Origin of the sequence: Amycolatopsis sp. NPDC051371 (assembly GCF_040682155.1) — a bacterium.
GTDB lineage: Bacteria > Actinomycetota > Actinomycetes > Mycobacteriales > Pseudonocardiaceae > Amycolatopsis.
The window spans coordinates 1-25,309 of the sequence record NZ_JBFBAG010000033.1; the positions used below are offsets into that span (position 1 = coordinate 1).

The window sequence follows — 25,309 nt, forward strand, 5'->3', positions numbered from 1 at the left end:
TCTTGAATGACTCATTCAGGTCTTCGGAGGTCCTGAATGAGTCATTCAAGACCTTTGGCGAGCCACGAGCACCCGAGGCGTGATGACTTTGCCGGGACCCTTTCGTCGGGCGCGGTGAAAGAGTCGTCACCGCGTCGGGGTCGGCTGCGTGCCTACCGCGGCGGGCGTAGCGGAAGGTGTCGCCTGGCGTCCGACGCGCCGCGGGCCCGCCGCGCGGAGCATCGGCGGACATGGAAGACAACCGCACCGCCCGCATCCGGGCCGCCGACGCCGACCGCGAACACGTCGCCACCGCCGTCCAGACCGCCGGCTCCGAAGGCCGGCTCACCCTCGAAGAGGTCGAAGAGCGCCTCACCCACGTCTACGCCGCGCGGTTCACCGACGAGCTGACCGCGCTCACCACCGACCTGCCGCGGCCCGCACCGGACCGGCCCGGCTTCCCGTTGACCCGGGCCGCGCTGCGGCGGCACCCGGCGCTGCGCCTGCACCTCGCCGTGGTGGTCGCGATCGCCGTGCTGGCCATCGTCCGCTGGGCGGTGCTGGGCGCCGGGTTCTTCTGGCCGGCCTTCCCGATCTTCTGGCTCGCGGTGAGCCTCTTCGTTCATGCGAGGGTGCGCTCGTTCCGGGAGCGGCCCGGCGCGGCTGTGCCATACTGATCCCATGCGGCACGCAGAGCGATTTTTTTACGGGACCCGGACTCCGGCTCCCGTGATCGCGTAGTGCCCGAACCGCCATCACGCCAGCCCCGGAGTCCACGGACCCGGGGCTGTCGCCGTCCCAGGGGCCGGGTCCGGGCACCGAGGGAGAGGTCCCGATGAACGCACAAGCGACGAACGCCGACGGCCAGCCCGCCGAGGACACCCCGGCCGGGGACGACATCGCGTCGCTCCGGCAGGAGATCGACTTCCTGGACAAGGAAATCCTGCGCCTGGTGAAGCGCCGGGTCGAGGTGTCCAAGACGATCGGGGCCGCGCGGATGGCCGCCGGCGGCACGCGGATCGTCTACAACCGCGAGATGGACGTGCTCGCGCGCTACCGAGAGCTCGGCCCGGACGGCCGCCAGCTGGCAATGGCGCTGCTGAACCTCGGCCGCGGCAGGCTCGGCCGGTAACGGTTGTCCGAATTCCGGGTCTTCCCTGAGGCACCGGTGACCCCGCTGCGGGCAGACTGGGGTCATGGACTGGCTCGTGAACCTCATCGCCGTCATCGTCGCGCTCGCGAGCGTGCTGGCCGCGCTGGGTCATGTGGGGTATCTGGCGATGCTGAACAACGCAGCGGGCAAGCGGGCCGGCGGCGCGCCGGTCGCGCAGTACGTCCGCGGTCGCTGGGCCGTGGCCGGCGGGACCACCGCCGCGTCGCTGTTCGCCTGGTTGCTCACGGCCGGGGGCCCGACGCTCGACATCGTGGCGATCCTCGTCGCGGCGGGTAGCGGTGTGGTGGCGACGAAGGCGCTGCAGTCCACCCGTGACCGTTATCGCACCGGCGGCTGAAACCCCCTGAGCTGGCCTGATGGCGCTGGGTGAGACTTCGTAGCGTCACTTTCCCCCTTTCGGTCGCGCCCGACCGAGTGAAACCTCTGCAACTTGCAGGTTTGGGGGCGACTTTCTACGCCGGATGCTCCTAGGGTTGACGCCGTGAGGACCCTTGCGTCTGGTTCGGGCGAAGCCCGGAGGACGCGCGGGGGCACTGGCCCCGCGCGCCCGGTCTCGCATGCGCGTGCATCTGCGCAGGATTCCGAACGCGATTCCGCTCGTGAGGGTGCTCCGATCGGGTTCTCCTGCCGCCGGACGGCGTCACGGCGGGACCGCCGGGTGGTCGAGCCGACATGACCCAAGGCACGGAGTTCCACGGACGCGGCGGCGCGCCCGCGCATCCCGGGCGGCACCGGCTCGGCGGCACGGACGGCTGGACGCCGCCGCTGCCCCCGAACCGCGCCGGGCGGCGCCACGCGGCCGCCCCGGCGCCGGTCGACCCGCCCGTGTCCGGGTCACTCCCCCTCGCGCAGCCGAGGTCCGGGGCACATCCGCTCGCCCAGCCGAGGTCCGGCGCCCTTCCGACGTCCGGACCTCTTCCCCTCACGCAGCCGGTGTCCGGCGCGATCCCGCTCCCCCAGCCGACGTCCGGCGTGCTGCCCCAGCCTCGCGACCGGCGCCCCGCGCCCCCGCTCTTCCCCGCTTCGCACGGCAGCCTCCCGTTGGACGACGTCGAGCCGGCTGAGCCCGTCGCGCCGCCGCGGCCCGAGACCCGCGGCGACCTGGCCGCGCGGCGCACCCGCGTCTCGCTGACCACCCCGCAGCCGCGCAGCACGGACCCGGAAGACGACGACGTCCTCATCTACGCGGCACCCCCGATCGACGGGCTCGGCGGCTTCACCATCGGGTCGGTGCCCGCGTCCGTGACCCCGCCGAAGACGTGGAAGAAGGCGGCCTGGTTCGCGACCGGCGCGTCCGGCGCCGTGGTCGTCGGGCTGCTCTTCGCCGGGTCCTACCTGGTCGGGAAGCCGCCGGTGGACCAGGCCGTGCAGGGCGCGTGGCCGGGCTACCAGGGCGCGCCGACCGTCATCGACCCGACGGGCGAGGCCGAGCCGCCGTCCCGGCAGGGCGGTTCCGCGCCGGGGCCGGACGACAGCACGCCCTCGGCGGACCGGCCGGCCGGGCGCACCAGCGGCGGTGGCGCCGGCCCCGTCGACGGCGTCCCATCGCCGCCGGTCAGGGACAGTTCCGCCGGCTCGGGGACGTCCGGCGCGACCACGCCGAGCGGACGGCCGCAGAAGCCCGCCGTCACGCCCGCCCAGCGCGAGACCCCGGTCAAGCCGCCCTGGTGGTACTCCTTCCCCCCGGACGCGCAGACCATGGGCGACAACTCGGAGAAGTTCTTCAACACCGTCACGACCGACCCCGCCGCGGCGTCGGCGGTGACCACCGGCGACCTGCACGACCAGGGCCCGCAGGCCCTCGCCGAGCGGTACGCGGGCGTCGCCTACTTCGAGGTCCGGAAGATCAGCATCGACCAGCAGCGCGGCGTCACGGTGAACACCGTCGAGATCACCCACACCGACGGGTCCAAGACGATCGAACAGCGCACGCTGACGTTCGGGGACGGCGACAAGATCGCGGCTGACGGCCAGTAACCGAGCCTGCACGTGCGGCTCGCCCGTTCCGATGCACGTGCGGTGCGCCGAGCGGTTCCCCCTGGTCCGGGTGGGTGACATAAGCTGCCGCTCGTCGTATCGCGACAGCATTCCGGCGACAGAGCCTGGTGGTGCTCGTCCGCACAGGGTTACCTGACGACAGCGGATCCGGAACCGGCCACGAGTCGGCCATCCGGACCAACGGAAGCCCGGCGAACGGCCGAGCGACCGTCCCCGGAACCCAGAGCGAGGACATTCGTGCTTGATCGGCAGCGCACACGGCGTGAGGTACCCAACGCCGTCCGCGTCGAGGACGTGATCCCGGCCGAGATTCTCGACGGCGTCGGCGACGCCGATCGCGACTATCTCGAGCAGGTCTTCCGTGATCCGCAGCGGTTCCTGCCGCCGCGTCCGGAGCCCGTCCGCGAGCCGGCGCGGGACGAAGACTCCGACGAGCCGGAGAGCAGGTTCGTCCGCCGCGCCAAGCTGGCCGGGCTCGTCGCCGCCGGGGCGCTCGTCGCCGGCGCGGTGGTCGCCGCGCCGATGCTGACCAGCGCGCACCGCGCGGTGTCCGAAGGCGGCCAGTCCACGCCCGCGGGCTTCACCGGCGCCGCGGAGCTCGGCGGCCTCGCCGTCCCCCAGCACCAGGCCGGCGGCGGCGCGCCCGAGCAGCGCAGCGCCCCCGCCCCGGGCACGCACTCCGGCGGCGCGCCGTCGGCCGACGAATCGACCACCGGCGGTCCGCGGACCCAGGCCGCGCCGGTCACCACGGACGCGGTGCCGGACACGGCCGCCGACGCGCGCAGCGCGAGCCGGAAGATCCAGGCCGTCAAGGACTTCTACGCCGCCATCGCGCGGGACTCGACGGGCGCGCTCGCGCTGCTGAGCCCGTCGCTGGCCGACGGCGCGGCCGGCGAGCTGGTCCGCACCTGGAGCTCGATGGACGCCATCGACGTCCAGGAGGCCGACACGCAGATCAAGCCGGACGGCTCGATCCTCGCGGTCGCGACGCTCCACCGGCCGGACGGCGCCCTGGTGCGCGTGACCCAGCTGTTCCGGGTCGCCGACACGGGCGGGTTGATCACCGAAGCCGAGCTCGTCTCGGCCCAATACATGTAGCCCTGGGCGATCGGCCCTTCACCCGTGGTTCAAGTGCCTGTACCGGATTCGTGTGCGCAGAGTGAGCGCCTAGCCTTGTCACGAGCCGATCTCGGGAGAGTCGGCCCACAGCCCACGACATGTGCATACGCTCCAGCGAAGCGGCGTGCTCGTGGCCGCGTCACCAGGCACCGATCCTCACGCCCTGGTGAAGTCGGAGCCCAAAGGGAGGTCGCGTGAGCGACGAGGGTCGCCTGGTCGCCGATCGATACCGCATCGTCGGCCGGATCGGCACGGGCGCGATGGGGGCCGTCTGGCAGGCGCATGACGAAGTCCTGGGCCGCACCGTGGCCATCAAGCAGCTCCTGCTCCATTCGCACCTGGACGAGCACGACGCCGAGGACGCGCGGCAGCGGACGATGCGCGAGGGCCGGATCGCGGCCCGGCTGCACCACCCGAACGCCATCTCCGTCTTCGACGTCGTCACCGACGACAACGGGCAGCCGTGCCTGATCATGGAGTACCTCAACTCCACGAGCCTGGCCGCCGTGCTGCAGGACCGCCGCACGCTGCCGCCGACCGAGGTGGCGCGCATCGGCGCCCAGGTCGCCGCGGCGCTGCGCGAGGCGCACGCGGTCGGCATCGTCCACCGCGACATCAAGCCGGGCAACATCCTGCTCGGCGCCAACGGCGTCGTGAAGATCACCGACTTCGGCATCTCCCGCGCCAAGGACGACGTCACGGTCACCAAGACCGGGATGATCGCCGGCACCCCCGCCTACCTGGCCCCCGAGGTGGCCATCGGCGGCGAGCCCGGCCCGGAGTCCGACGTCTTCTCCCTCGGGTCCACGCTCTACGCGGCGTGCGAGGGCCAGCCGCCGTTCGGGCTGTCGGAGAACACGCTGAGCCTGCTGCACGCGGTCGCGGCCGGGCAGATCAACCCGCCGCGCCAGTCCGGCCCGCTGGCGAGCGTGCTGGCCGTGCTGCTGCACCCGGAGATCGAGCACCGGCCGACCGCCGAAGAGTGCGAAGAGCTGCTCGCGGCCGTCGCGCGGGGTGAGCTGCCGCTCGGCGGGCCGTCGGACGAGACCATGATGGCGCCGTCCGCGGGCATCCTGGGCGCGGCCGCCGTCGCGGACCCGAACGCGACCCAGATGTTCGACGAGATCCCTGCCGGGCACTCGGGCAGCCTCCTCGACAACCAGGCCCCGACGCAGGCCGTCCCGTACTACGACGAGGACGACTACCCGGAAGGCACCGGCTACCCGGAGGACGACTACGACGGGTACGGCCGCTACCAAGACGACGACCAGCACTACGCCGGCGGCGTGCCGCCCGGCTTGGCCGCGACCCGCGCGGTGCCGGTGCCCCCGCACGGCCAGGGCCCGTACGCGGACGACCAGTACGACGACTACGACGACGAGCCGGCCCCGCCGCCCCCGCCGCGGCGCCCGCAGACCGGCCCCGCCGACGATGACGACGAGAAGCCCGGCGCCTGGAAGCGCCCGGCGATCATCGGCGGCATCGTGGTCGTGGGCCTGGTCGCGCTGGCCGTCTGGCTGCTGAGCCCGAACAACCCGGAAGCGCCGGCCGCGCCGATTTCGAGCAGCAAGCCGACGCCGGTCGCGACGACGGACTCGCAGCCGTCGACGACGGACGAGCCGACCGAGACGGCGGACGTGCCGCCGCCGGTGTCGGAGACGACCTCGTCCAAGCGCACGACTTCCCGGCAGACCGAACCGGAGAAGACCACTACACCCAAGACGACTCCGAAGACGACGACACCATCGACAACGCCGAGTTCGTCCACGCCTGAGTCAACTCCGCCGGAATCCACCCCGGCCGGCAACAACCCCTGACAGTCCGAGGTTTGTGTTGAGTTCCGAAGGCACCATCGTCGGCGGCCGGTTCCGGCTGGACCAGCCGATCGGCCGCGGCCGCGCGGGCATCGTGTGGCTGGCGTTCGACACGCGGCTGTTCCGCACCGTCGCGATGAAGCGGATGTACCTCCCGGTCGGCGCGGGTGACCGTGCCGAGCAGGCACGCGCGGCCGCCATGCAGGAGGGCAAGGACGCCGCCCGGATCGAGCACCCCAGCGCGATCAAGGTGTTCGACGTGCTGCCCGACGGCCAGGACGTCTGGCTGGTGATGGAGTACATCCCGTCGCGCAGCATGGCGACGTTCCTCGCCGAGCACGGCCGGCTCACCCCCGACCAGGCGGCGCAGCTGGGGATCCAGCTCGGCAACGCGCTCGCCGCGATCCACGCGGCCGGGTTCGTGCACCGCACGCTCGAGCCGGGCACGGTGCTGCTGGCCGACGACGGCGGCGTGAAGCTCACCGACATCGGCATCAGCGGTGGCGGACCCCACGCGGCGTACGTGGCGCCCGAGGTCGCGCGGGGACTGCCCCCGACGCCGGCCGCGGACGTCTTCTCCCTGGGCGCGACGCTGTACACGTCCGTCGAGGGCGTGCCGCCGTTCGGGGACGACGGGCAGTCGTCCGAGCGGCCGGCGCAGAACGCGGGCGTGCTGACGGCGGCGCTGCGCAAGATGCTGCGTTCCGACCCGACCACCCGGCCGACGATGGCCGACACGGTCCGCTCGCTGAGCGCGATCACCGAAGGCCGCGAGACGGCGTTCATCCCGCCGACCGCACCCGGGATGCCGCCGCCCCCGCCCCCGCCCTTCAACCCGGGGCTGGCGGCCGCGGGACCGCCGATGCCACCCCCGATGCCGCCGTCGGGACCGCAGTTCCAGCAGCAGGTCCCGGTCGCCGCGCCCGGCTACTCCTCGGCGGAGGAGACGCAGCGGATGCAGCCGGTGCCGCAGCCGACGCAGTACGCGCCGCCGCTCGCGCCGGGACCACAGCCGCAGGCGCAGGCGTGGAACCTGCCGGTGTCGAAGAAGACGCTGATCACCGTGGCCGCGATCCTCGCTGCCGTGCTCGTCGGCATCCTCGTCTCGGAGCTGTTCTTCGTCTAAGCCACCTTGGCGGTCGCCGCGCGCATGGCCTCGAGCAGCGTGCGGACGGCCGGGTGGCCCCACGCCCGGGACGCGACCGCGGCGTGGATCGCGCGGACCGGCTCGGGGTTGCGGATCTTGCGGACGACGACGCCGGGGTGCTGCGCGCCGAGCCCGAGCTCCGGGATCAGGCCGACGCCGATGCCGGCGGCGACGAACCCCTGCGCCGTCTGGTAGTCCTCGGATTCGACCACGACGTTCGGCGAGAAGCCGGCGGACGCGCAGGCGCTGTCCAGGATGTCGCGGCAGACGCCCGGCAGGCCGTCGACGCCGACCCAGGGCTCCTCGGCGAACTCCGTCAGGTCGAGCACGCGCTTGCGGGCCAGCGGGTGGGTTTTGGGCAGCACGGCCCGGTACGGGTCGTCGAGCAGGTGGACGAGCTCGACGCCCTTGCCGGGCTGCCTCTTGCGGGGGAAGACGGTGATCGCGACGTCGGCGTCGCCCGTTTCGACGTCCATCATCGGGTCGTCGGGCTCGACCAGCTTGAGGTCCAGGCGGACGCCGGGGTGCTCGCGGCGGACCGCGGCGATGGCGGGCGGGACCAGGGACGCGCCGGCCGTCGCGAAGTAGCGGATGGCGACGCGGCCGATGCGGCCCTCCTTGAGCTCGGTCAGCGCCGCCTCGGCCTTCGCGAGCTCGGTGCTCAGCGTCTCGGCGTGTTCGGACAGCAGCGCGCCCGCCGGCGTCGGCCGCACACCGCGTCCGACGCGCTCGAGCAGTTCGGTGCCGGCTTCGCGTTCCAGCGCCGAGAGCTGCTGGCTGATCGCGGACGGCGTGTAGCCGAGGTTGCGAGCCGCGGCGGTGATCGACCCGCTGGTGATCACGGCGCGGAGGACCTGCATGCGGCGGACGTCGAGCATGCCTCGATCGTACAGCTGAGCTTAAAGGTTCCTGCAGTTATTTTCGCTTGTCCTTACGTCTTCCCCGGACGAAGCTGGCGCATGATCGGAGAAGGAGGACTGGGGTGGGCGAGTCGAAGACCCTGTTGAGGATCGCCGCGCTGGCGTTGATGTGGGGCTCGAGCTTCTTCTGGATCAAGCTGGGGCTGGGGATGTTCTCGCCGGTGCAGCTGGTGCTGGCGCGGCTCGTGCTCGGCGCGGCGATGCTGCTGGTGCTGTGCCGGGTGCAGCGGGCCCGCCTGCCGCGCGACCGGCGGGTGTGGGGCCACCTGGCCGTCGCGGCGTTCTTCCACAACGCGCTGCCGTTCCTGCTGTTCGCGATCGGCGAGACGACCGTCGACTCGGGGATCACCGGGGTGCTGAACTCGACGACGCCGTTGTGGGTGCTGCTGGCGGCGCCGATGATGGGGACGTCGTCCCGGATGGCGGGGGCCCGGCTGGCCGGCCTGCTGATCGGGCTCGGCGGGATCCTGCTGATCTTCGCGCCGTGGCAGGCGTCGGGGCTGCTGAGCTGGGGCGCGCTGGCGTGCCTCGCGGCGGCGGCGAGCTACGGCTTCGCGTTCGTCTACGAGGGCAAGTACCTGTCTTCTTCGACTTCTTCGCCCTACGCGATCTCGGCCGGGCAGATGCTGCTGGCCAGCGGGATGCTGGTGCTGGCGCTGCCGGCGGGCGGGTTCACGCCGGTGCACGTGTCCACCGGGCCGCTGCTGGCCGTCCTGGTGCTGGGCATCGGGTCGACGGGTATCGCGTTCGCGCTGAACTACCAGCTCCTGGCGAGCGAGGGCGCGGTCGCGGCGTCGGTGGTCGGGTACCTGCTGCCGGTGGTCTCGGTGCTGCTGGGCGCGGTGTTCCTGGGCGAACAGCTGAACCTGCGGGTGATCGCGGGCATGGTCGTCGTCCTCGGCGGGGTCGCGCTGACCCGCCTCCAGAAGCCGGAGCGAGTGGCCGCTGAAGTGCCCGGTGACCAGGCGGATGGGCTTGGTGACGACACCACCGGGCGCGCGCCCCGGCCGCTCGCTCCTCTGGCGGACTGAGCGTCAGACCAGGCGGCGGTCGGAGGCCCAGCGAGAAAGCTCGTAGCGGTTCGAGAGCTGGGTCTTCCGCAGGACGCTCGACACGTGCGTCTCGACGGTCTTGACCGAGATGAACAGCTCCGACGCGATCTCCTTGTACGCATAGCCGCGCGCCAGCAGGCGGAGGACGTCGCGTTCGCGGGGGGTCAGCAGGTCCAGCTCGGGGTCGTTGATCGGCGCCGAGCCCGGGCGGTCGGCGAACGCGTCCAGGACGAAGCCCGCCAGGCGCGGGGAGAACACCGCGTCGCCGTCCGAGACGCGGACCACCGCGCGGACCAGCTCCTTCGACGAGATCGTCTTCGTCACGTACCCGCGGGCACCCGCGCGGATGACCGCGATGACGTCTTCCGCCGCGTCGGACACCGACAGCGCCAGGAACACCACGTCCGGCAGCTCGGGGCGGACGCGGCGCAGCACCTCGGCGCCGCCGCCGTCGGGCATGTGGACGTCGAGCAGCACCACCTGGGGCTTCGTCCGCGCGATCCCGGCGACCGCTTCGGCGACCGAACCGGCCTCGCCGACCACCCGGACTTCGTCCGTGATCGAGTCGAGCTCGGTGCGCACCCCCGCGCGGAACAACGCGTGGTCGTCGACGAGGAACACCTTGACCGGTTCCCGCTGGCTATCCGTCACGACTCTCCCTCGCTAGCCCTGAGCCCCGAGCATAGCCCGCTCACGCGGCCCCCTTGCCCGCTTTCACCGGCATGGCGAGCTGCACTTCGGTGCCCTTCCCCGGCGCGGTGCGCACCTTGCACGTGCCGCCGTGCCGGGTCATCCGGCCGCGGATCGAGTCGGCGAGCCCGTGGCGGTCGTCCGGGACCAGGTCCGGGTCGAAGCCCTTGCCGCGGTCGCGGACGAACACCGTCACCGACGTCGGCTCGACCTCGGCGAAGACGCTGACCTCCTCGACGCCGGCGTGCTTCGCGGCGTTGACGATCGCTTCGCGCGCGGCCTGGACCAGCGCGACCAGCGAGTCGTCCAGCTCGGCGTCGCCGACGACGACCTGGCCGACGGAGATCGCGAAGGTGTCCTCGACCTCGCCGCACGCCGTCGCGAGCGCTTCGGACAGCTGGCCGGTGGTCGGGGTTTCCTCGGGGTTCTCGACGGGCTTGCCGTAGCCGTTCGGGCCGTAGAGCCAGCCACGCAGCTCGCGTTCCTGGCTGCGGGCCAGCCGCGCGACCTCGCGCGGTTGTTCGCTCTGCTTCTGGATCAACGCGAGCGTCTGCAGGACGGAGTCGTGCAGGTGCGCGGCGATCTCGGCGCGTTCGTCGGTGCGGATGCGGGCCTTGCGCTCGTCGGAGAGGTCACGGACCAGCCGCAGCCAGAACGGGATGGTCAGGACGGCGACGCCGATCAGCGTCGCGATGACGGCGATCAGGGCGAACTGGACCTGGTCGAGGCTGCCGCTGCGGAGCGCGACGACGCCGATGCCGGTGATCACCAGCGCGACGCCGGCGACGATCCGGATCGCGGCCGACCAGCCACCCCCACCGAGGAAGGCGCCCGCGAAGCCGTCCTTCGCACCGACGCGCCAACGGCGGCGCTGCGACTCGTCGGCCTCGCGCCAGACGACGGCGAGACCGATCATCGCAACGGCGAGCGGCACGGCGACCCAGCCGCTGATGAACCCGGTGAGCGTCCCGCTGGCGACGGCGAGGCCGACCCCGAGCGCGATCAGGCCGAACGCCTGCTGACGCTCCTTCGAGGTGGGTGCCTGCGCGGTCTCTTCGGTCTGCTGCTGGACGAAGACCCAGAGGAGCCCATAGGCGAGCAGGCCGGCCCCGTTGAGGGCGGCGAGCAGCGCGAAGGCGGTCCGCACCCAGACGACGGGCACCCCGAGGTGATCGGCGAGCCCCCCGGCGACCCCGGCGATCGCCCGGCCGGACCGGCGCCGGAACATCTTGGGCTTGTCCGGGACGGCCACCTGGTCGGGGGCTACGTGGTCGAGGGCTTCCTGCACGTGGTCCATGGTCACACGCAGGGGCGCGGGCTTCCATCGGGGAAGTCCCTGATCCGGACCCGGCCCCGGAATCCCCCTCCGGGAAACCTCAGGGACCATCCCGGATGTCCGCCGATCGCCCGTGCCGCATGCTCTTCGGTATGAGTGGTGCGAGTGAGACACGGGCACCGAAGCCGAGTCCGTTGAACGGCTTCGAAGAAACCGTGAAGGACTTCTGGGTGAGCCGGCCGAGGCGGCCGCACGCCGGGCGGAAGGTGGCCGGCGTCGCCGCCGCCATCGGGTACCGGTACGGGATCGATCCCGTCGTCGTGCGGATCGCGCTCGTGGTCGCGACGATCTTCGGTGGCTTCGGCGTCCCCTTCTACCTGCTGGGGTGGCTGTTCCTGCCGGGCGAGAGCGACGAGGTCTCCGGCTTCGAAAGCCTGATCGGGCGCGGCCGGTCCTCGGTTTCGCCGGCCTTCGCCGTCGTGCTCAGCGTGCTCACCGTCGTCAGCGTCGGGGGCAGCTTCAGCGGCTCGTGGTTCGACGGCGGCGCCCTCATCAGCTTCGCCCTCATCGCCATCGCGCTCTACCTGCTGCACCGCAGCCGCGGCCAGGAGAACCGGCCCGCGCCGGTCGTTTCGCGGACACAGGCCTTCACCGGGAACGGAGCCTTCACCATGACCGACACCGCGACCGCGGCCGCGGAGACGAAGCCGGGCTGGGACCCGCTCGCCGCCGACCCGGCCGGCTGGGACCTGCCCGATCCGCCGTCTTCGCAGCCGCCGCCTCCGCCCGCGCCGCCGACCTACCAGCGGCCCGAGCGGCGCCGCAACTCGAAGGTCGGTTCGGTGACCTTCGCGCTCGCCGTGCTGACCGCCGGCGGAGGCGTGCTGGCGAACCTCAACGGCGCCGGCTGGTTCTCCGCGCAGCACATCATCGGCCTGGTGCTCGGCGTGGTCGGGATCGGCCTGGTCACCGGCGCGTTCGCCCGCGGCGGGCGCGGCCTGATCGGGCTCGCCGTGCCGCTCGCGATCGCCGGGATGGTGCTGACGACCGTGCCGTTCGAGAACTTCGACTTCCGCGGCGGCGTGGACGACATCCAGGAGACCCCGCACTCCGTGACCGACGTGCGGCCGCTCTACCAGCACGCGGCGGGCAACCTCGACGTCGACCTGACCGAGCTGCCGGCCGGCTCCTCCCCGATCACCACCAACGTGGTCAACGGCGCCGGCGACACCACCGTCATCGTGCCGGACACGGCGGACGTCACCTACGACTGCCACACCGGCGCCGGCTCGACGGAGTGCTTCGACCGCTCCACCGACGGCATCAGCCAGGACGCGCTGACCGGGACCGACTACGGCAAGGACGGTCCCGGCGGCCAGAAGATCACCCTGCACGTGAAGAACAGCGTGGGCAACGTGGAGGTGCGCCGTGGCTGACCAGAACCCTTACGCCTACGACAACCCGACGGAGACACAGCCGCCCGCGAAACGCGGTGGCGTGGACATCTTCACCCTGATCGTCGGAGTCGCGACGCTGCTCGTGTCCGCCTACGTCCTTTCGGACGGCGCGAGCTGGCTGCCGCAGTTCGACTTCCGCTGGGTGATCGCCGGGGGCGCGGTGTTCGTGGGGCTCCTGCTCCTCGGCGCGTCGTTCGGCAGCAAACGCCGCCGGTAACCGAAGAACACCACTCACTCTCGAGGCCCCTGGATCCCACGCCAGGGGCCTCGAGACCTGTCTAAGCCTCTACTCCCACTCGATCGTGCCCGGCGGCTTGGACGTCACGTCCAGGACCACCCGGTTGACCTCCGCGACCTCGTTGGTGATGCGGGTCGAAATCCGCTCCAGGACCTCGTACGGCAGGCGCGTCCAGTCCGCGGTCATCGCGTCCTCCGACGACACCGGCCGCAGGACGATCGGGTGGCCGTAGGTCCGGCCGTCGCCCTGGACGCCGACGCTGCGGACGTCGGCGAGCAGCACCACCGGGCACTGCCAGATGCTGCGGTCCAGCCCGGCCGCCGTCAGCTCCTCGCGGGCGATCAGGTCGGCCGCGCGCAAGGTGTCGAGGCGCTCCTGGTCGACCGCGCCGATGATGCGGATGCCCAGGCCGGGGCCGGGGAACGGCTGGCGCTGGACGATCGTCTCGGGCAGGCCCAGCTCCGTGCCGACCTTGCGGACCTCGTCCTTGAACAGCAGCCGCAGCGGCTCGACCAGCTCGAACTGCAGGTCGTCCGGCAGGCCGCCGACGTTGTGGTGGCTCTTGATGTTGGCCGTGCCCTCGCCGCCGCCGGACTCGACGACGTCCGGGTACAGCGTGCCCTGGACGAGGAACCGGTAGTCGCCCGCGGCCTTGAGGTCGCGCTCGGCCTGCTCGAACACGCGGATGAACTCGCGGCCGATGATCTTGCGCTTCTGCTCCGGGTCGGTGACGCCGGCGAGTGCGTCCAAGAACCGCTCACGCGCGTCGATCGTGACGAGGTTGACCCCGGTGGCGGACACGAAGTCCTGCTCGACCTGGGTGCGCTCGCCCGCGCGCAGCAGACCGTGGTCGACGAACACGCAGGTCAGCCTGTCCCCGATGGCGCGCTGCACGAGCGCGGCCGCGACGGCGGAGTCGACGCCGCCGGACAGGCCGCAGATCGCGCGGCCGTCACCGATCTGCTCGCTGATCCGCCTGACCTGGTCCTCGACGATCGACGACGTCGTCCACTGCGGCTCGATGCCGGCGATGTCACGCAGGAACCGGCGCAGCACCTCCTGGCCGTGCGGCGAGTGCGCGACCTCCGGGTGGTACTGGACGCCGGCGAAGCGGCGTTCGACGTCTTCGAAGCCGGCGACCTCGGCGCCGTCGGAGGACGCGGTGACGACCGAACCCTCCGGCGCCTTGGTGACGCTGTCGTTGTGGCTCATCCAGGCCGGCTGGTGCGCGGGCAGGCCGGCGTGCAGGACACCGCCGTCACCGGTCACGCGGACCTCGGTGCGGCCGAACTCGCGGACGCCGGTCGGCTCGACGACGCCGCCGAGCGCGCTGGCCAGGAGCTGGTGGCCGTAGCAGATGCCGAACATCGGCACGCCCGCTTCAGTCAGCTTCGGGTCCATGCCCGGCGCGCCTTCGGCGTACACGCTCGAGGGGCCACCCGAGAGGATGATGGCCGAGGGGTTCTTCGCGAGGATCTCTTCGGTGGACGCGCTGTGCGGCACGACCTCCGAGTAGATCTGCGCCTCGCGGACCCGCCGGGCGATCAGCTGCGCGTACTGCGCCCCGAAGTCCACGACGAGAACCGGACCGGTGGGGTTGGGCACCTGACGACCTCCTGGCGAGAAGCGGGAATCCCCTCCATCGTCCCAGGTGGGCTGGGTCACCCGGGATTCAGGGCCGCCCCTGTCCTCGATCGGGCCTACGGTGCGCGGTATGGCTGTGAACTGGACGAAGGAACTGACCGACCAGCTCGACTTCCACTGGAACGTCCTGGTGCGCCCGAAGCTCGAGGGGCTCACCGACGACGAGTACTTCCGGGAGCCCGTCCTGGATTGCTGGACCGTGCGGCCGCGGAAGTCGGACGACGAGCCCGGTACGGGCCCGTTCACCATCGACTTCGCCTTCCCCGAGCCGACTCCGCCGCCGGTCACGACGATCGCGTGGCGGCTCGGTCACATCCTCGTCGGCGTGCTCGGCGCGCGGATCGGGTCGCACTTCGGCGGCGCGCCGATCGGCTACGACAGCTACCCCTACCCGGGGACGGCCGCCGAAGCGCTTTCGGAGCTCGACAAGCTCTACGCGCAGTGGGTCGAGGGTGTGAAGGGCCTCGACGAGGACGCCCTGGCGCGGCCGTGCGGCCCGGCGGAGGGCCCGTACGCGGAGTACCCGATGGCCACGCTGGTGCTGCACATCCACCGCGAAATGATCCACCACTGCGCGGAGGTACTCCTGCTTCGCGACCTTTACCGGCACCAGTCCGTGTAACACCGAGTCACCGCCGGTCCGATTCACCGGGTAATGAGCGGCCCCGACCGGGGCACGCCGCCGAGGGGGACCGCGCATGCTCTACCGACTCCGCCCACCAGCCCGGCTGACCTGGTGTGACGTGCCCGGGTACGCGGTCTGCCGGGGCGACGACCAGCCGGCGCCCGACTGGGAACGGCTGTCGTGGTTGCCGGCCGAAGCGCGGGTGTTCAGCAACGACCTCCTGCGGATCGCCGCCCGGTACGGGGTGCGCTCGGGCAGCGGGATCGTCCTCGACGCCCGCCACACCGAGGACCTCGGCCGGGCCGACGAGCTGCGGTGCGACCGGATCGCCGCCGCCCAGGCCCGGGCGGAACCGCGCGGCGGTGCGGGCGGGCAGCTCGTGGGGGTGCTCGGCTCGGACGCCCGGCTGGAAGACCGGGAGTGGGAACGCACCGAGGAAGCGGCTCGCAAGGCCGAAGCGGATCTCGCCGAGCTCCTCGCGGTGCCCGTGCAAATCGACTTGGTCGCGCACTGGCAGCGGCTCGGCGGCCGCTACCCGGACTGAAAGACGGACGGGCCGGAGCCACCCCGCCGAGGCTCCGGACCGTCCGCGGTCAGCGGGCCCGCGGCAGGAGCAGGAAGCCGAGCCCCATCCCCAGCAGCAGCGGAAGGCCGTGGTTGTCGTGGACGACCGTGTCGACCACGGCCAGCACCGGCGCCGCGAACGCCATGATCCGGAACTGCACCGGCAGCACGACGCCGTAGCGGCGTGACGCCACCAGGACCACCGCCGCCAGCGCGCCGATCAGGCCCACCACGCACATCGAGTTGCCCGCGCCGACCGGGTTCAGCCACACGTAGCTCATGAACTGCCCGAACAGCCCGCAGCCGAAGTAGAGCAGGAGCCACCGGGCGCGGCCGAACACGCGCTCGGCGAGCGTGCCGAACACCGCCAGCCAGAGCAGGTTCGAGACCAGGCCGAACGCCCAGCCGTCCTGGAAGAACATTCCGGTGACCAGGCGGTACCACTCGCCGTCGTCGATGCGCGCCGCGTCGCGGACGACCGCGTCGTACAGCGGCCGGTGCGCCAGCTGCGCGATCCCGCACGCCAGCGTCACCAGGAACACCGCGGCGGTGAGGTACGGCCGGCGGGCTCCCAGCGCGAGTCGCCCGAACGGGGTGCGGGATGCGGTGCGCGTGGTCATGGACGAAAATCTAGGCGCGACAGCGCCGCCGCACCCCCGACGTTTGTCACGAACCTCCACGGGAAAGGCACTGGCATGCGAGCGACAGTCATCTACGGCGCCGGCGACGTCCGGGTCGAGACCGTTCCGGACCCGAAGCTGGCCGAGCCCACCGACGTCGTCCTGCGGGTCGTCCGGTCCTGCATCTGCGGCAGCGACCTCTGGCCGTACGCCGACATGCCGCCGCGCGAGCACGGGCGCCGGATCGGGCACGAGTTCCTCGGGATCGTCGAGGAGACCGGCGCCGACGTCACTACGGTCAAGAAAGGCGACCTCGCCGTCGCGCCGTTCGTCTGGTCCGACAACACCTGCGAGTTCTGCCGCGAAGGCCTGCAGACGTCGTGCCTGCACGGCGGCGGCTGGGGCGCGAAGGGCGTCGACGGCGGCCAGGGCGAGGCCGTGCGCGTCCCGCAGGCCGACGGCACGCTGGTCAAGCTCCCGCACACCGAGGACGACGACCTGCTCGCGTCCATGCTGACGCTGTCCGACGTCTTCTCCACCGGCCACCACGCCGCGGTGAAGGCGCGGGTGAGCGAGGGCCAGAACGTCACCGTCATCGGCGACGGCGCCGTCGGGCTCTCCGCCGTCCTCGCGGCGAAGCGCCTCGGCGCCGACCGGATCGTGCTCATGGGCCGCCACCGGGCCCGCACCGACCTCGGCCGCGAGTTCGGCGCGACCGACGTCGTCGCCGAGCGCGGTGACGAAGGCATCGAGAAGGTGCGCGAGCTGACGAACGGCCAGGGCACGCACGCTGTCCTCGAGTGCGTCGGCACGAAGGGCGCCTTCGAGATGGGCGTCGGGGTCGTGCGCGCGGGCGGCGCGGTCAGCCGGGTCGGCCTGCCGCAGTACGAGGACGGCCCGATCGGCGTGGGGGTGTTCCGGCGCAACGTCACCGTCACCGGCGGGGTCGCCCCGGCGCGGCACTACATCCCCGAGCTGCTGCCGGACGTCCTCGACGGCAAGTACCAGCCCGGCAAGGTCTTCGACCGGACCATCGACGTCGAGGGCGTGCCGGACGGCTACCGCGCCATGGCGGACCGCGAGGCGCTGAAGGTGCTCATCAAGCCGTGACCCGTCCGGGTGGGGTCCCACGTCGAGACCTCCACCCGGATTACGTTGGTACGCATGGACATGATCACCCCCGAGCCGCGCCCCGCCTGGATCGCCGGCCGCCCGGAGCCGGGCGCCACCACCTTCGTCGTGCACCACCCGTACGACGGCAGTGAGGTCGCCACGGTCGCCGTGCCGGGGCCGGAGCAGGTCGAGCGCGCGGTCGCCGCCGCGGTGTCCGTCGCCAAGGAGCTGCGCAGCACTCCCGCGCACGTCCGCGCCGGCGCGCTCGAGCACGTGTCCCGGGTGCTCGCCGCCCGCGCCGAAGAGATCGCCGAAGTGATCACCGCCGAGAACGGCAAGCCGCTCAAGTGGGCCGAGGCCGAGGTCAAGCGCGCGGTGTCGGTGTTCCGCATCGCCGCCGAGGAGGCCCGCCGGTTCACCGGCGACGTCCAGCGCCTCGACACCGACCCGGCGGGCGAGGCGCGGCTCGCGCTGACCCGCCGCGTGCCGCGCGGGCCGGTACTCGGCATCGCGCCGTTCAACTTCCCGCTCAACCTGGTGGCGCACAAGGTCGCGCCGGCGCTGGCGATCGGCGCGCCGATCATCGTCAAGCCGGCCCCGCGGACGCCGTTGTCGTCGTTGGTCCTCGGCGAGATCCTGGCCGAGACGGACCTGCCCGAGGGGTCGTTTTCCGTGCTGCCGCTGGGAAACGAAGAGACGAAGGCACTGGTCGCCGACCCGCGGCTGCCCGTCGTCTCCTTCACCGGCTCGGGCCCGGTCGGCTGGTCGCTCAAGGACGCCGCGCCGCGCAAGCACGTCGTGCTGGAGCTCGGCGGCAACGCGGCGGCCGTCGTCCTGCGCGACTGGCCCGACCCCGAAGGCGCCGCGCACCGCATCGCCACCTTCGGCAACTACCAGGCCGGACAGTCCTGCATCGCCGTGCAGCGGGTGATCGTGGACGCCGCCGTCGCGGACGAGTTCGTGCCCGCGCTGCTGGAAGCCGTCGAATCGCAGCGGACGGGCGATCCGTACGACCGCAACACCGATGTCGGCCCGGTCGTCGACGAAGCCGCCGCCGAGCGGATCGTCGCCTGGGTCGCGGAGGCCGTCGAGGCGGGCGCGAAGCTGCTCACCGGCGGCACCCGCGACGGCGCGACCGTCGCCCCGACCCTGCTCACCGACGTCCCGCCGGACACCAAGGCGTGGGCCGAGGAGATCTTCGGCCCGGTGCTCGCGGTGTCCGTTGTGGACGGTGTGGACGAGGCCTTCCGCTCGGTCAACGAATCCGCGTACGGCCTGCAGGCCGGCGTCTTCACCACCGACGTCCAGCTGGCGTTCCACGCGTCGGCGGAGCTGGAGGTCGGCGGCGTGATCATCGGCGACGTCCCGTCCTACCGCGCCGACCAGATGCCCTACGGCGGCGTCAAGGGCTCCGGCGTCGGCCGCGAAGGCGTCCTCGCGGCCATGCACGACCTGACGGAAGAGCGCGTCACGGTCTTCACCGGCATCGACCTCTAAGCGACGACGGCCTGCCCGAACCGGAAGACGTTGTAGGGGTCGTACTTCTTCGCGACGTCCTGCAGCCGCTTGGCGTTGTCGCCGTAGTAGGCGGTCTTCCAGTCGGGCAGGGCCGGGTCGATGTAGTTGACGTACCCGCCGCCGGCCCCCGCCGCCGCGAGCCCCCCGACGACCTCGCCCACCGACTTCGCCACCTTCGCCCGGGTCTTCGCCGTCGCGGGTGCGTAGATCTGCACGCTGGCCAGCGCGTCGCGGTGCCAGAAGGCCGTCGCGTCCTTCGCCGGTTCGCCGACCTTCCCGCCGAGGCCGTCGATGAGCAGGTCCATTCCCGGCCGGCCGTCGGCGAGACCGACGATCTTCGCCGCGTCGACCGGGCTCGTGATGATCCGCGACGACGCGACGAACGACTGCCGGGCCGAGCTGCCGGAGAAGTAGTTCATGGCGCCGAGGTAGTCGAGGGCCTTCACCGTGCGCTGCGTCGGCCGCGCGCCGGCGTTGGCGGTGAGGTTGTTGAGCAGCGTGGTGAGCCCGGAGGGGGCGCCGACATAGCAGCCGCCGACCCGGCACTGGACCGGCGAGCCACCGGACAGCACGATGTTCGCCCACAGCTCCGGCGGCATCGCGGCGATCCACTCCTGCCACGCGCCGAGCACGCCGGCCGCGGAACCGGCCGGGAAGTGCAGCGAGAACACCGTCAGGTTCGGCGCGGGATCGGTCTCGAAGGTGAACTCGGTGACGATGCCGAAGTTGCCGCCGCCCCCGCCGCGCAGCGCCCAGAACAGGTCCGGCTCGGAGCTCGCGGACGCCGTCACCAGCTTGCCGTCGGCCGTGACGACGTGCGCGGAGCTCAGGTGGTCGCACGTCAGGCCGTACTTGCGGGCGAGCACGCCGATGCCGCCGCCGAGGGTCAGCCCGGCGATCCCCACTGTCGGGCAGGAGCCGGCGGGCAACGCGCGACCGGCTGCCGCCAGGCCGGCGTAGACATCCTTCAGCTTCGCGCCGGCGCCGATGACGGCCTGGGTGCCCCGGATGTCCACCTTGTCGATCCCGGACACGTCGATGACGAGCCCGCCCTCGGGGACGGAGTAGCCGGCGTAGCAGTGACCGCCGCTGCGCGCGGCGAGCGTCACGCGCCCGGCCGCGGCCTGGACGCTGGCCTGCACGTCCTGGGCGCTCTTCGCGCTCGCCACGGCGACCGGGTTGTTGCCGTCGAAGAGCGGGTTGAAGGCGCGCTTGGCGGTGGCGTACCCGTCGCCGCCCGGGCGCACCAGACCGCCGGCCAGCTTGCTGCGCAGGTCGTCCCAGTTCGGCGGGCCGGTGGGCAACCGTGAGGTGGTGGGCTCGGACGTCGTCACCGGCGGCGGCGCGCCCGTCGAAGCGGCGGGGGCCGAAGGGCCGCCCGGGCCGCACGCGGCGGCGACGGCACCGGCCGCCGACACGCCCGCGACGCGAAGGAATGCCCTTCTGTCCATGTGGTCGAAGACGTGCGGCCGTCCGCCGGGTTGCCCGGTCACCGGGCCGGCCTGCTCACGCTGTCCACATCGGACTCCTCGCTGCCGGGGACGCCCAGTTTAGGGCCGGACCCGGGTATCCGCGCTCCTGATCGGTACACGGAGGACGGTCGCGGTCAGTTCACGTCCAAGCGGGGATCCGCGGCACGTCGCCGTCGAGGCTCTCGCCGCCGGAGCGTCCGCTCAGCCAGGCCAGGAGCTGCCCGCTCGTGCCGGTGACGGTCGCGCCGGGGACGGCGCCCATGGTCCACTCCCCGGTTCCCTCGGCGACCAGGCGAAGCGCGGGAAGGTGCGCGCTCCGGGAGGTGATCGCGTGCTGGACGACCTCCCCGGCGAGCGGGCCGAGGAGGGCCAGGACGCGGTCGAGGTCGTAGCCCCGGTCGAGGTCGGCGAGGTGGATGGTCAGCTCGGACACCCGCATCCGCGCGACGACGGCCCCACTGACGGGCGCGTCCTGCCGGTTGCGGGCCTCGCGCGCCCAGGCGTCGTCCGGGAGGCTTGCGGCGTACTCCTCGAAACGCGCGGCGGACGCGACGAAGTCGGCGAGGATGTCGGCGGCCCCACGCTGGGCGCCGGCCTCGATGTCGGCCTCGCGAGCCTCGGCGCTGGCGTACATCGGCGTCTCGGCCCCGGTGTTCGCCCAAGTCAGGAGGTTCTTGAGGCCGTCGGCGTTGCGCGCGACGTGCGCGAGAACGTGGGCGCGCGACCACCCGGGCAACGCACTGGGCGCGCGCAGCTCGGGTTCGCCGAGGCCACCGATGGCCCGCGCCCATTCGTCGTCGAGCTTCCGTACCCCGTCGAGCAGCGCGTGCGCCTTCTCGGATGCCGTCACGGCCCCGAGTCTAGGAGGTCCGGCGCAGGGGCGGTGGACGGTTTTCGGGCGGACATCGCGCTTCCCGACCGCCCGGCAGGGCTGGCCCGCGCCTCGCTCCCGCGTCTTGAATGACTCATTCAGGTCTTCGGAGGTCCTGAATGACTCATTCAAGACATCCCGGCACCGGCCGGTCTAGGACCGGCGCAGCGCCGCCGGGGCGTCGGCGGGAACGGCCGGGTTCTTCGGCGCCACCGGCTCCAGCCGGGCGTACTTCCTGTCCTGCGCCGGCCGCGGGTCCGCCTCGCCCTTGTTCGGCCAGAACGAGAACGCGCGCTCGGCCTGGGCCGTGATCGTCAGCGACGGGTTCACGCCCAGGTTGGCCGTGATCGCCGCGCCGTCGACCACCGACAGGCCCGGGTAGCCGAACACCCGGTGGTACGGGTCGATCACGCCCTCCTCGGCGGACGCGCCGATCGGGACGCCGCCGATGAAGTGCGCGGTCAGCGGGATGTCGAAGATCTCGCCCCACGTGCCGCCGGCGATGCCGCCGATCCGGTCGGCCGTGCGCTCGTTCGCCTCGTGGCCCGCCGGGATGAAGCTCGGGTTCGGCTCGCCGTGGCCCTGCTTGGACGTGTACTTGCGCCGGCCGAACAGCCCGCGCTTCGTGTACGTCGTGATCGAGTTGTCGAGGCTCTGCATCACCAGCAGGATCACCGTGCGCTCGCTCCAGCGGTAGCCGTTGAGCAGCTTCGCCGCCTGCACCGGGTGCTTGAGCATGAACGTCACGGCCTGCCGCCAGCGCGGGACCGGCGACGCGCCGTCGGTCGCGATCGTCTGCAGCAGGCTCATCGCGTTGCTGCCCTTGCCGTACCGCACCGGCTCGATGTGGGTGTTCTCGTCGGGGTGGATCGACGACGTGATCGCGACCCCGCGGCTGAAGTTCCGGCTCTCGTCGACCTCGGTGCGGGCCGCGCCGATGATCGCCTCGGAGTTCGTCCGGGTCAGCTCGCCGAGCCGGCGCGACAGCGCGGGCAGCGTGCCGGTGTCCTTCATCTTGTGCAGCAGGTTCTGCGTGCCCCAGGTGCCGGCCGCGAAGACGACCTTCTCGGCCGTGATCGTCGTCCGGAAGCGCCGCGACGTCGTCCCGGTCTTCTTCAGGTCGACTTCGTAACCGCCGCCGACCGGCCGCACGGACGTCACCGTCGTCAGCGGGACGACCTGCGCGCCGTCCTGCTCCGCGAGGTAGAGGTAGTTCTTGACCAGCGTGTTCTTCGCGCCGACGCGGCAGCCGGTCATGCAGGCGCCGCATTCGGTGCAGCCGACGCGCTCGGGCCCGGCGCCGCCGAAGTAGGGATCGGCCGCCTTCGAGCCGGGCTTGCCGAAGTACACGCCCACGGGCGTCGGGTGGAAGGAATCGGCGACGCCCATGTCCTTCGCGACGTCCCGCATCACGACGTCCGAGGGCGTGATCGTCGGGTTCGTGACCACGCCGAGCATCCGGCTCGCCTGGTCGTAGTGCGGCGCGAGTTCGGACTCCCAGTCCGTGATGTGCGACCACTGCTTGTCCGCGTAGAACGGCTTGAGCGGCCGGTACAGCGTGTTCGCGTAGACGAGCGACCCGCCGCCGACACCCGCGCCGGCCAGCACCATGACGTCGTTGAGCATGTGGATGCGCTGGATCCCGTAGCAGCCGACCTGCGGCGCCCACAGGTAGCGCTTGAGGTCCCACGACGTCTTCGCGAACTCGTCGTCGGCGAATCTGCGCCCGGCCTCGATGACGGCTACCCGGTAGCCCTTCTCGGTGAGCCGCAGCGCCGCGACGCTGCCGCCGAACCCCGACCCCACCACGACGACGTCGTAGTCGAGGGCACCCGCACTGGTGGTGGTGTTACTGGCAGTCACACCTTGAGCGTAACCCGGGGTTCCCGTCCTGACCAGAGGTAAGTTACTGGCGAGTCACCCGTTCTGGCGCATCCATCGTGACCTTTGTGGGTAATTATCAAGGTGCTCGATGTCCACGTAGGCGAGACCCGTCGGCGGGACACGATTTCCGGGAGGGACCGACATGATCCCCCAGCAGCTCACCGGTTGGCGCAAGTCGAGCCACAGCCACTTCGAGGAGAACGCCTGCGTGGAGATCGGTTCCGCGCCGGGGGTGGTCGGGGTGCGGGACACCAAGCAGGCGGCGCTCGCCGCCCGCCCGGTGCTCGTCTACTCCGAAACCGCCTTCGCCGCGTTCCTCGTACACATCACCGGCGGACGGTGAGCCCCACCCGCTGGAACTCCTTGAGGTCCGAGTAGCCCGTCTTCGCCATCGCGCGACGCAGGGCGCCGAACAGGTTCACCACACCCTCCGCGTCGGACGACGGCCCGAACAGCAGGGTCTTGAGGTCGACGGCGTAGTCCGGCCCGGCTGCCACGCGCGAGCGCGGCAGCGACGGGTGCGCGGCCGCCGCCGTCCAGTAGAGGCCCTGTCCGGGCGCGTCCGACGCGGCGGCCAGTGGCGAGCCCAGCATCACGGCGTCCGCGCCGCACGCGATGGCCTTGGCGATGTCACCGGAGACCGTCATGCCGCCGTCCGCCAGGACGTGCACGTAGCGGCCGCCGGTCTCGTCGAGGTAGTCGCGGCGGGCGGCCGCGGCGTCGATGATCGCCGTGGCCATCGGGACGCCGATGCCGAGGACGCGGTCGGTGCTCGTCACGCCCGGCGTGTAGCCGTGGCCGACGATGACGCCGGCCGCGCCGGTGCGCATGAGGTGCATCGCCGTGCGGTAGTCGCTGACGCCGCCGGCGATCACCGGCACGTCGAGGCGGCCGATGAAGTCCTTGAGGTTCAGCGGCTCGGCTTCGCGCACCACGTGCTCGGCGGAGATGATCGTGCCCTGCACGACCAGGATCTCGACGCCGGCCGCGATCAGGTCCGGGGTCAGCTCGGCGGCGTGCTGCGGGCTGACCCGCGCGGCGACCGTGACGCCGGACTCGCGGACGGTCTTGATCGCCTCGGTCAGCAGGTCGAGCCGGATCGGCGCGGCGTGCAGCTCCTGCAGCACGCGGCCGACCGCGGTCGGGTCCTCGAGGTCCTCGGCCGCGCGGACCAGCTGGAAGATGGCGTCCTCGACGTTCGCGTGCCGCGCCCAGAGCCCCTCGGCGTTGAGCACACCCAGGCCGCCCAGCTCGCCGACGGCGACCGCGGTGCCGGGCGAGACGATCGCGTCCGTCGGGTGCGTGACGAGCGGCAGGTCGAAGCGGTAGGCGTCGATCTGCCAGGAGGTGGACACCACCGAAGACGACCGGGTCCGCCGCGACGGCACGATCTCGACGTCGTCGAGGTCATAAGCCCGCCGCGCGGTGCGGCCCATCCCGATCTCGACCAGGTCCCGCACGTGAAGCCTCCTCCGACGACGACAATCTGCCGTGCCCCATTGTCGCTAGTCCGCGTGGGTGACCTGCGCACGGGGGTTGAAACCGCAAGTGGGGCGCCCGCCCGGACGTCGCGAAGGCCGCGGCTCACACCCGCACGAACACGACGACCGGCGCGAGCAAGGCGCCAAGGGCCAGGGCCAGCCAGGTCGCCACCGGTGGGTAGACGTTCAGTCGGACCGCGCCGAAGTACATCGCGCCCAAGGCGAGCAAGGCCGCGCAGATCAGCAGCACGGGCCGGATGACGCCCGGGCGCAGGTCGACCACGCCGCCGCCGGCGCGGAGGTAGGCGATGCCGCCGTCCGCCGTCGAGACGTCGAGCACCACCGGCTGCCCGGCCGGCAGGTCGAGGCCGGGGTCGACCGCGGTGACGCGGTAGAGCCGGTTCCCGGCGTCGACCGCGATGGTGTGGCTGACGGCCTCGTCGTCCCCGCCGACCGGGAGCGCTCCCCGCTCGTGGGACACGACGTGCCCGTCGACGCGGAAGGTGGGCGCGTCCCGGCCCGCCAGCACCTGGCACATCAGGCAGACGATCCCGCCGAGGAACAGGGACACGAGCGCGACGGCCGTGAAGAACACCTTGCGCAGCGCGCGCGTGAAGCGGCTGACCGTCATGCCGTTCAGTGCACACCACAGT

Annotated in this window: 25 protein-coding genes; 15 read left to right on the forward strand and 10 right to left on the reverse strand. The window is 72.2% G+C overall.

Annotation, left to right across the window (positions count from 1 at the left end):
• Positions 1 to 230: 230 nt before the first annotated feature.
• The 7 genes from AB0M59_RS33920 to AB0M59_RS33950 all read left to right on the forward strand — a co-directional run bounded on the left by AB0M59_RS33920 (position 231) and on the right by AB0M59_RS33950 (position 7,210).
• The gene (locus AB0M59_RS33920) at positions 231 to 656 is read left to right on the forward strand and encodes a DUF1707 domain-containing protein (protein WP_364623664.1); all 426 of its coding nucleotides are present in this window, start codon (positions 231 to 233) and stop codon (positions 654 to 656) included.
• Positions 657 to 814: 158 nt separating this feature from the next.
• Positions 815 to 1,111, forward strand: a complete 297-nt coding sequence (locus AB0M59_RS33925; protein WP_364623666.1) for a chorismate mutase — start codon at positions 815 to 817, stop codon at positions 1,109 to 1,111.
• Positions 1,112 to 1,175: 64 nt separating this feature from the next.
• Positions 1,176 to 1,490, forward strand: a complete 315-nt coding sequence (locus tag AB0M59_RS33930) for a hypothetical protein (protein ID WP_285482411.1) — start codon at positions 1,176 to 1,178, stop codon at positions 1,488 to 1,490.
• 335 nt (positions 1,491 to 1,825) lie between these two features.
• Entirely contained in the window at positions 1,826 to 3,130 is a 1,305-nt protein-coding gene (locus AB0M59_RS33935) for a hypothetical protein (RefSeq protein WP_364623668.1), read from the forward strand.
• 258 nt (positions 3,131 to 3,388) lie between these two features.
• Positions 3,389 to 4,249, forward strand: a complete 861-nt coding sequence (locus AB0M59_RS33940; protein ID WP_364623669.1) for a hypothetical protein — start codon at positions 3,389 to 3,391, stop codon at positions 4,247 to 4,249.
• A 215-nt stretch (positions 4,250 to 4,464) separates the two neighbouring features.
• Positions 4,465 to 6,087 carry a protein kinase gene (locus AB0M59_RS33945; protein WP_364623671.1) on the forward strand — a complete coding sequence of 541 codons (1,623 nt, stop codon included), beginning with the start codon at positions 4,465 to 4,467 and terminating at the stop codon, positions 6,085 to 6,087.
• Positions 6,088 to 6,103: 16 nt separating this feature from the next.
• Positions 6,104 to 7,210, forward strand: a complete 1,107-nt coding sequence (locus AB0M59_RS33950; RefSeq protein WP_364623673.1) for a serine/threonine-protein kinase — start codon at positions 6,104 to 6,106, stop codon at positions 7,208 to 7,210.
• Here AB0M59_RS33950 and AB0M59_RS33955 read toward each other — a convergent pair.
• The gene (locus AB0M59_RS33955) at positions 7,207 to 8,109 is read right to left on the reverse strand and encodes a LysR family transcriptional regulator (protein ID WP_364623675.1); all 903 of its coding nucleotides are present in this window, start codon (positions 8,107 to 8,109) and stop codon (positions 7,207 to 7,209) included. The genes AB0M59_RS33950 and AB0M59_RS33955 overlap by 4 nt on opposite strands.
• A gap of 104 nt (positions 8,110 to 8,213) precedes the next feature.
• Here AB0M59_RS33955 and AB0M59_RS33960 point away from each other — a divergent pair, with 104 nt between their 5' ends.
• On the forward strand, positions 8,214 to 9,182 hold the full coding sequence (locus AB0M59_RS33960) for a DMT family transporter (RefSeq protein WP_364623677.1): 969 nt from the start codon (positions 8,214 to 8,216) through the stop codon (positions 9,180 to 9,182).
• Between the two features lie 3 nt (positions 9,183 to 9,185).
• On the opposite strand, the gene AB0M59_RS33965 is transcribed toward AB0M59_RS33960, so the two are convergent.
• On the reverse strand, positions 9,186 to 9,854 hold the full coding sequence (locus AB0M59_RS33965) for a response regulator transcription factor (protein ID WP_364623679.1): 669 nt from the start codon (positions 9,852 to 9,854) through the stop codon (positions 9,186 to 9,188).
• A 40-nt stretch (positions 9,855 to 9,894) separates the two neighbouring features.
• Entirely contained in the window at positions 9,895 to 11,190 is a 1,296-nt protein-coding gene (locus AB0M59_RS33970) for a PspC domain-containing protein (RefSeq protein ID WP_364623681.1), read from the reverse strand.
• A gap of 131 nt (positions 11,191 to 11,321) precedes the next feature.
• Here AB0M59_RS33970 and AB0M59_RS33975 point away from each other — a divergent pair, with 131 nt between their 5' ends.
• Positions 11,322 to 12,605, forward strand: a complete 1,284-nt coding sequence (locus AB0M59_RS33975) for a PspC domain-containing protein (RefSeq protein WP_364623683.1) — start codon at positions 11,322 to 11,324, stop codon at positions 12,603 to 12,605.
• Entirely contained in the window at positions 12,598 to 12,843 is a 246-nt protein-coding gene (locus tag AB0M59_RS33980; RefSeq protein ID WP_364623684.1) for a hypothetical protein, read from the forward strand. Before AB0M59_RS33975 ends, AB0M59_RS33980 begins: the two co-directional genes overlap by 8 nt.
• Before the next feature lie 69 nt (positions 12,844 to 12,912).
• On the opposite strand, the gene guaA is transcribed toward AB0M59_RS33980, so the two are convergent.
• Positions 12,913 to 14,469, reverse strand: coding sequence for a glutamine-hydrolyzing GMP synthase (gene guaA, locus AB0M59_RS33985; protein WP_364623686.1), 1,557 nt, complete (start codon positions 14,467 to 14,469; stop codon positions 12,913 to 12,915).
• Positions 14,470 to 14,578: 109 nt separating this feature from the next.
• On the opposite strand from guaA, the gene AB0M59_RS33990 reads away from it, so the two are divergent.
• The gene (locus AB0M59_RS33990; RefSeq protein ID WP_364623688.1) at positions 14,579 to 15,130 is read left to right on the forward strand and encodes a DinB family protein; all 552 of its coding nucleotides are present in this window, start codon (positions 14,579 to 14,581) and stop codon (positions 15,128 to 15,130) included.
• Between the two features lie 76 nt (positions 15,131 to 15,206).
• Positions 15,207 to 15,677: a hypothetical protein gene (locus AB0M59_RS33995; protein ID WP_364623690.1), complete on the forward strand. Its 471-nt coding sequence runs from the start codon at positions 15,207 to 15,209 to the stop codon at positions 15,675 to 15,677.
• Between the two features lie 49 nt (positions 15,678 to 15,726).
• Here AB0M59_RS33995 and AB0M59_RS34000 read toward each other — a convergent pair whose 3' ends face one another.
• Positions 15,727 to 16,317, reverse strand: coding sequence for a rhomboid family intramembrane serine protease (locus tag AB0M59_RS34000; protein WP_364623691.1), 591 nt, complete (start codon positions 16,315 to 16,317; stop codon positions 15,727 to 15,729).
• 75 nt (positions 16,318 to 16,392) lie between these two features.
• Here AB0M59_RS34000 and AB0M59_RS34005 point away from each other — a divergent pair, with 75 nt between their 5' ends.
• Together AB0M59_RS34005 and AB0M59_RS34010 are read left to right on the forward strand one after the other, a co-directional pair.
• Complete coding sequence (locus AB0M59_RS34005) at positions 16,393 to 17,427, forward strand: zinc-dependent alcohol dehydrogenase family protein (protein ID WP_364623693.1); 1,035 nt, start codon at positions 16,393 to 16,395, stop codon at positions 17,425 to 17,427.
• A 54-nt stretch (positions 17,428 to 17,481) separates the two neighbouring features.
• Entirely contained in the window at positions 17,482 to 18,927 is a 1,446-nt protein-coding gene (locus tag AB0M59_RS34010; protein WP_364623695.1) for an aldehyde dehydrogenase family protein, read from the forward strand.
• On the opposite strand, the gene AB0M59_RS34015 is transcribed toward AB0M59_RS34010, so the two are convergent.
• From AB0M59_RS34015 to AB0M59_RS34025, 3 genes are all read right to left on the reverse strand, one after another.
• A complete protein-coding gene (locus AB0M59_RS34015) occupies positions 18,924 to 20,399 on the reverse strand; it encodes an FAD-dependent oxidoreductase (protein ID WP_364623697.1) in 1,476 nt (491 codons plus the stop codon). The genes AB0M59_RS34010 and AB0M59_RS34015 overlap by 4 nt on opposite strands.
• 160 nt (positions 20,400 to 20,559) lie before the next feature.
• Positions 20,560 to 21,270: a maleylpyruvate isomerase family mycothiol-dependent enzyme gene (locus AB0M59_RS34020; protein WP_364623698.1), complete on the reverse strand. Its 711-nt coding sequence runs from the start codon at positions 21,268 to 21,270 to the stop codon at positions 20,560 to 20,562.
• A gap of 174 nt (positions 21,271 to 21,444) precedes the next feature.
• Positions 21,445 to 23,154, reverse strand: a complete 1,710-nt coding sequence (locus tag AB0M59_RS34025; RefSeq protein ID WP_364623699.1) for a GMC family oxidoreductase — start codon at positions 23,152 to 23,154, stop codon at positions 21,445 to 21,447.
• 163 nt (positions 23,155 to 23,317) lie between these two features.
• Here AB0M59_RS34025 and AB0M59_RS34030 point away from each other — a divergent pair, with 163 nt between their 5' ends.
• Entirely contained in the window at positions 23,318 to 23,518 is a 201-nt protein-coding gene (locus AB0M59_RS34030; RefSeq protein ID WP_364623700.1) for a DUF397 domain-containing protein, read from the forward strand.
• Here AB0M59_RS34030 and AB0M59_RS34035 read toward each other — a convergent pair.
• Positions 23,502 to 24,635, reverse strand: a complete 1,134-nt coding sequence (locus AB0M59_RS34035) for a GuaB3 family IMP dehydrogenase-related protein (protein WP_364523465.1) — start codon at positions 24,633 to 24,635, stop codon at positions 23,502 to 23,504. The genes AB0M59_RS34030 and AB0M59_RS34035 overlap by 17 nt on opposite strands.
• A gap of 124 nt (positions 24,636 to 24,759) precedes the next feature.
• The gene (locus AB0M59_RS34040) at positions 24,760 to 25,287 is read right to left on the reverse strand and encodes a hypothetical protein (RefSeq protein WP_364623702.1); all 528 of its coding nucleotides are present in this window, start codon (positions 25,285 to 25,287) and stop codon (positions 24,760 to 24,762) included.
• Positions 25,288 to 25,309 lie beyond the last annotated feature (22 nt).